The organism is Vibrio sp. 10N.261.46.A3, assembly GCF_041472995.1.
Lineage (GTDB): Bacteria > Pseudomonadota > Gammaproteobacteria > Enterobacterales > Vibrionaceae > Vibrio > Vibrio coralliirubri.
This window is the reverse complement of the sequence record NZ_JBFRRH010000150.1, coordinates 21408-28031: the sequence shown is the minus strand read 5'-3', so window position 1 is coordinate 28031 and position 6624 is coordinate 21408. Positions and strand designations below refer to the sequence as shown.

The 6624-nt window shown below is 44.4% G+C and carries 4 protein-coding genes and 3 tRNA genes; all 7 read right to left on the bottom strand.

All coding sequences use genetic code 11. The features are described 5' to 3' along the window. Positions 1 to 104: 104 nt before the first annotated feature. A tRNA-Ser gene (locus AB4484_RS25255) sits at positions 105 to 197 on the bottom strand. A 44-nt stretch (positions 198 to 241) separates the two neighbouring features. Continuing rightward, a tRNA-Arg gene (locus tag AB4484_RS25250) sits at positions 242 to 318 on the bottom strand. 43 nt (positions 319 to 361) lie between these two features. Continuing rightward, positions 362 to 454, bottom strand: a tRNA-Ser gene (locus AB4484_RS25245). Between the two features lie 474 nt (positions 455 to 928). After that, positions 929 to 1126, bottom strand: a complete 198-nt coding sequence (csrA, locus tag AB4484_RS25240) for a carbon storage regulator CsrA (RefSeq protein ID WP_004415691.1) — start codon at positions 1124 to 1126, stop codon at positions 929 to 931. A gap of 92 nt (positions 1127 to 1218) precedes the next feature. Continuing rightward, the gene (locus tag AB4484_RS25235) at positions 1219 to 2400 is read right to left on the bottom strand and encodes an aspartate kinase (RefSeq protein WP_372080896.1); all 1182 of its coding nucleotides are present in this window, start codon (positions 2398 to 2400) and stop codon (positions 1219 to 1221) included. Between the two features lie 220 nt (positions 2401 to 2620). After that, entirely contained in the window at positions 2621 to 5203 is a 2583-nt protein-coding gene (alaS, locus tag AB4484_RS25230) for an alanine--tRNA ligase (RefSeq protein ID WP_372080894.1), read from the bottom strand. A 332-nt stretch (positions 5204 to 5535) separates the two neighbouring features. After that, positions 5536 to 6576 (bottom strand): recombinase RecA, encoded by a 1041-nt coding sequence (recA, locus tag AB4484_RS25225; protein WP_017056586.1) that lies wholly within the window; start codon positions 6574 to 6576, stop codon positions 5536 to 5538. Positions 6577 to 6624 lie beyond the last annotated feature (48 nt).

The following is a 6624-nucleotide window of genomic DNA, read 5'->3' as shown; positions in this document are numbered from 1 at the left end:
CTGAGCTAAGGACGCACGGTGTTCATTCATTAAGAATGAAGTTGTGAAATACATCACATTCTTCTTGCTACGAAGAAAAAAAAAGGCCATCGGCCTGTAATGAATGGCGGTGAGGGAGGGATTCGAACCCTCGATGCAGCTACAAACCACATACTCCCTTAGCAGGGGAGCGCCTTCGGCCACTCGGCCACCTCACCTAATTCATTATTCTCAAATCACTTACAAGTAAGAGAAGAGAGAGTGGCGCGTCCTGGAGGATTCGAACCTCCGACCGCCTGGTTCGTAGCCAGGTACTCTATCCAGCTGAGCTAAGGACGCACATTTACATTGTCTAAATTGCTAATTTTAGACTCGCAAGAAATGGCGGTGAGGGAGGGATTCGAACCCTCGATGCAGCTACAAACCACATACTCCCTTAGCAGGGGAGCGCCTTCGGCCTCTCGGCCACCTCACCGTCTTGCGGAGGCACATATTACGTTTTACCGAAAATATGTCAAACACTTTATTGAAAAAAATTGGACAAAAACACTCAACCGTTTGCTATTTAATCAAAGCGCTTGCAAATTGAACTTATAAGATTCAAATCGCGCTTTTTCCCTTAAAAATTAAGGTGAAAGATTGGCAATAATAAACAGCCGAAAACAATTATCTAATTTCTCCAGCAGCAAGTGCTACCGCTGATGGCACAATACTACGGGATGCGTATTTGCGCCATAGGGGAAGCGAATAAATCTTGAGTTTTGCCAAACAAAATACAGAGCAACAGTTCTGTTCAACCTTGTCTGTATCTCACAACATCACAAAGCATTCACTTCACCACTTTGAGACTGAACCGTTATCCAACTCATCTATGTCCCAATGAGTGTTTCGATTCCCCAAGATCAAAAAAGGCTAGCAACAATGCTAGCCTCTTCTCTACGCAAAAGTATTAGTAGTTGCCAGATGCAACGTTACCATTACCTTTTTCAGCTTGAATGCGCATGTAGATCTCTTCACGGTGAACAGATACTTCTTTAGGTGCGTTAACACCGATACGTACTTGGTTACCTTTAACGCCTAGTACAGTAACTGTTACTTCATCACCAATCATCAGTGTTTCGCCAACGCGGCGAGTCAAAATTAGCATTCTTTGCTCCTTGAGTAATCTCTAAATTTATCTAGCTACGAGAGCATTATCCAACAAAAGTTATATTTTCGTAAACTATCGATTGAGTTTATTTAACCAAAATGCACTTCTTTTTTAGGATAACCCTGTATTTCACGCGCTACGATGTATGCATTGTGTAATATGTTAGCAGCCATATCGACTTGCGTTGGTGATATCACCAAAGTTAAAGACTGCTGCTGCAATAAGTGATGCTGTACATCAATTTCGCCTTCAGACAACAATCCATGTGAACTGACCACAATTTCTTGTGTTCGGCTTCCTACCACAGTTAACAAACTAACCTGTTCACTATTACGGATTTTCTCAGCAAAAACTAGTTTTAATTTGGCACTTATGTCTTGTTTAATTATGAGTGCTGCCCGTTCTGTTTCCTCGATCACACTACAGACTTCGATCCCCAACAGTTGGCAATGTGAAATGAAAGACAGTAAATCTTCATTCAAACACTCGATACGTACCATATCTCTTTGGATGGCGATGCCAGCAATATCATTCAAACACTGATTGCCCGCGATCAATGTGCCCTCGCCTTGTTCAAAGCTTGAAAGCACTCGCAATGGCACGTTGTGCTGCCATGCATACTGAACACAAGGAAGGTGCAATACCTTAGCGCCTCGGCGAGCCATCTCTTCCATAGAAGGAAAGTCTAAGGTATCTAATTTCTGAGATTGCTTTACGACTCTAGGGTCACAAGAGTAAACACCATCTACATCAGTATAGATCTGGCATTCTTTCGCCTGTAAGGCACCTGCAAGCGTTACCGCTGTAGTATCTGAACCACCGCGGCCTAATGTTGTGATATCACCTTTCGCATTAAACCCTTGAAAGCCTGCAACAATAACAATCTGATTGTCATCTAGCAGAGCTTGAATCGGAGCAGTATCAATACGCTCAATCGCTGCATTATTATGATTAGAATCCGTGTGTATCTTGGCTTGATAGCCAGTCATCGATGTCGCTTCATAACCTAACTTGTGTAACGTCATTGCTAACAAGGCCATGGAAACTTGCTCGCCAGCCGTTAACAACACATCCAGTTCTCTAGCGTTTGGTACGCTATCAACTTGCGTGGCTAAGTTAACTAACCGATTTGTTTCACCAGACATAGCAGAAACGACAACCACGATCTGGTTCCCTTCATTTTTCGCTTCAATGATTTTTTCTGCTACATGGTGGATTCGTTCAATTGAACCCACCGACGTTCCACCAAATTTCTGCACGATAAGAGGCATTTTCACCCGTCCTCACCTTCCCAAGACCAATGTCTATATATGACAAAAAAACACATACTCCGCGTCAGGGCGAAGCAATAAAAAATTAACCAAGGAGTCTAACGCCACCATTAGACTTCTTGGTTAATCTCAATCAAACCTTGTTTAAACACACTTCCAATAAGCAAAATAAAAGATGCCCAATCAACTGATTGGGCATCTTTGTATCAATTACTTAAGCTTAAAGACGTTCTTCTAGCCAAGTACGCACAGATTTAAGCGCTTCTGGCAGTGCCGCAACATCTGTACCGCCCGCTTGAGCCATATCAGGACGACCGCCGCCTTTACCGCCAACTTGCTCAGCAACCATCTTAACGAGGTCACCCGCTTTTACTTTGCCGATTAGGTCTTTAGTTACACCAGCAATCAAGCCAACTTTACCATCTGCTACGTTTGCGATCAGGATGATACCGCTACCTACTTGGTTTTTAGCGTTATCAACCATAGTACGTAGGTTCTTGTTGTCTGCGCCTTCAATTGCAGCAACCAGCACTTTAGTACCAGAGATGTCTTCTACTTTACCCATGATGTTTGCGCTTTCTGCAGCAGCCATCTTTTCTTTAAGCAGTTGAATTTCTTTCTCTAGCGATTTCGCTTTCTTAGCTGATTCAGCAAGTTTCTCTTCGTAAGCGTTAGCCTGAGCTTCTACAGCATCTAGAGCAGCTTCACCCGTTACCGCTTCAATACGACGAATACCCGCAGCAATACCACCTTCAGAAGTGATCTTGAATAGGCCGATATCACCCGTGTTGCTTGCGTGGATACCACCACAAAGTTCAGTAGAGAAATCGCCCATAGATAGAACGCGAACTTCATCATCGTACTTCTCGCCAAACAGTGCCATTGCACCTTTTTCTTTCGCTGACTCGATGTCCATGATGTTGGTTTCAATCACGTGGTTCTTACGAACTTGTGCGTTAACCAAACGCTCTACTTCTTTAATCTGTACCGGTGTTACCGCTTCAAGGTTAGAGAAGTCAAAACGTAGGTTGTCTGGCTTAACTAAAGAACCTTTCTGAGCAACATGCTCACCTAACACTTCGCGCAATGCAGAGTGAAGTAAGTGAGTTGCAGAGTGGTTTAGTGAGATAGCAGCTCGACGCTCAGCGTCAACCGTTGCTTCTACTTTATCGCCCTTAGCAAATACACCTTCAACTAGCTCACCGTGGTGCGAAAATGCGTTACCTAGCTTCTGAGTGTCTTGTACTTTGAAAAGACCCGACGCTGTTTTTAGTGTACCAGCATCACCACATTGACCGCCTGACTCAGCGTAGAATGGTGTCTCTTCAAGGATGATGATTGCTTTGTCGCCAGCCGATAGTGAAGATACTTCTTCGCCGTCAACAAATAGCGCAGAGATTTCACCAGCACCTTCAGTTGCTGTGTAACCACAGAACTCAGTGTTGGTGTCTACTTTGATTGTCGCGTTGTAATCAGTGCCGAATTGGCCGGCTTCACGAGCACGCTTACGCTGCGCTTCCATCGCCTTCTCAAAGCCTTCTTCATCGATAGTAAAGTCGCGTTCACGAGCTACATCGTTAGTAAGGTCAGCAGGGAAGCCGTATGTATCGTAGAGTTTGAAAACTGTTTCGCCGTCAAGCTCTTTGCCTTCAAGTGCATCTAGTGCGTCATTAAGAATAACCATGCCGCGCTCTAGAGTACGACCAAAGTTCTCTTCTTCAATGCGAAGTACTTTTTCAACAAGCTCTTGCTGTTTCTTAAGTTCATCTGCCGCAGAGCCCATCACTTCAGCTAGTACACCTACAAGTTTGTGGAAGAACACGCCTTGTGCGCCAAGCTTGTTACCGTGACGAACTGCACGACGAATAATACGACGTAGAACGTAGCCACGACTTTCGTTTGAAGGCATAACACCGTCAGCAATTAGGAATGAACAAGAACGGATGTGGTCAGCAATAACGCGTAGCGATTGGTTAGATAGATCGTCATGACCCACAACTTCCGCTGTCGCTTTGATTAGCTTTTGGAATACATCAATTTCGTAGTTAGAGTGAACGCCCTGCATGATTGCAGAAATACGCTCAATACCCATACCTGTATCTACAGCAGGCTTAGGTAGCGGTTCCATTGTACCGTCAGCGTGACGGTTGAACTGCATGAATACGTTGTTCCAGATCTCGATGAAACGGTCACCATCTTCTTCAGGTGTGCCTGGACGGCCGCCCCAGATGTGCTCACCGTGATCGTAGAAGATTTCAGTACATGGACCACAAGGACCTGTGTCACCCATCGTCCAGAAGTTATCAGACTCGAACTGTTTACCGCCTTCTTTGTCGCCAATGCGAACGATACGGTCAGCAGGAACACCTACTTTCTTGTTCCAGATATCGAATGCTTCATCATCTGTCTCGTATACCGTTACCAGCAGACGGTCTTTTGGCAGTTGAAGAGTCTCAGTCAGGAATTCCCAAGCAAAACCAATCGCTTCTTCTTTGAAGTAGTCGCCAAAGCTGAAGTTGCCTAGCATTTCGAAGAACGTGTGGTGACGAGCCGTGAAACCTACGTTTTCAAGGTCATTGTGTTTACCACCCGCACGTACACAACGCTGAGCCGTAGTTGCTCGAGTGTAGGCACGCTTTTCGGCACCTAAGAAGCAATCTTTGAATTGGTTCATACCTGCGTTAGTGAATAGCAGGGTTGGATCGTTATGTGGAACTAACGATGAACTGTCTACGATTTGGTGTTCTTTGCTCTCAAAGAACTTAAGGAACGCGTTGCGAACCTCATCAGTGCTCATGTACATGCAGCTCTTCCTGAAAATAGTCGAGTTAGAATTTTGCCGTATTGTAGATCATGGTTAAGGCTTCGACTAGTTTTCTTGTAGAAAAGACACCCTTGGGCAGGATTTTAGTGGGAATTCGATAAAATGAAGAATATTCCACTATATCTAACCGTGGAAAAGCAGAACTAAATTGACGACCTAGTACCGAAGAAACTCAGTCAACGAAAGAGAGTTGACCAAATACATGCTCGACGGAGCTGCTCCAATAAAAAAGCCCCGCATAAAATATGCGAGGCTTTAAATTCTTTCAAAGCGGATGCTTCTTTCAAACATCCACTCTATAAAACGTGAGCTTATAGCTCTTCGTTTTCTTCTTCTTTCTCTACGTCTTTCTCTTCAAGAACAGCAGGAGTCAGTAGTAACTCACGAAGTTTAGTATCGATCTCTAGAGCAACTTCTGGGTTTTCACGTAGGTATTTACCAGCGTTAGCTTTACCTTGGCCGATCTTATCGCCTTTGTAGCTGTACCAAGCGCCTGCTTTTTCTACTAGCTTATTCTTAACACCTAGGTCGATAAGCTCACCTTCGCGGTTGAAGCCTTTACCGTAAAGGATTTGAGTCTCAGCTTGTTTGAATGGTGCAGCAATCTTGTTCTTAACGACCTTGATACGAGTTTCGTTACCAACAACTTCATCACCATCTTTAATCGCACCAGTACGGCGAATATCAAGACGAACAGATGCGTAGAACTTAAGTGCGTTACCACCTGTTGTTGTTTCTGGGTTACCGAACATCACACCAATTTTCATACGAATTTGGTTAATGAAGATAGCCATACAGTTAGACTGCTTAAGGTTACCCGTCAGCTTACGCATCGCTTGAGAAAGCATACGAGCCTGAAGACCCATGTGGCTGTCGCCCATTTCGCCTTCAATTTCTGCTTTTGGTGTTAGTGCTGCTACTGAGTCAATAACAAGAACGTCGATTGCACCTGAACGAGCCAGTGCATCACAGATTTCAAGCGCTTGCTCACCCGTATCTGGTTGAGAAACAAGAAGTGCATCGATATCAACACCAAGCTTTTGAGCGTAGATAGGGTCTAGTGCGTGCTCCGCATCAACGAATGCACACGTCTTGCCCACTTTCTGTGCTGCAGCAATAAGCTCAAGCGTTAGCGTTGTTTTACCTGATGATTCTGGACCGTAAACTTCTACGATACGTCCCATCGGTAGGCCACCAGCACCTAGTGCGATATCTAGAGATAGAGAACCTGTAGAAATAGTTTCTACGTCCATTGTGCGGTTATCACCAAGACGCATGATAGAACCTTTACCAAATTGCTTTTCAATCTGACCAAGGGCTGCGGCTAACGCTTTTTGTTTATTCTCGTCCATTTCTATCTCCACATAATCGGTTGTCTCAACAAGCGATCTAGAATCTAT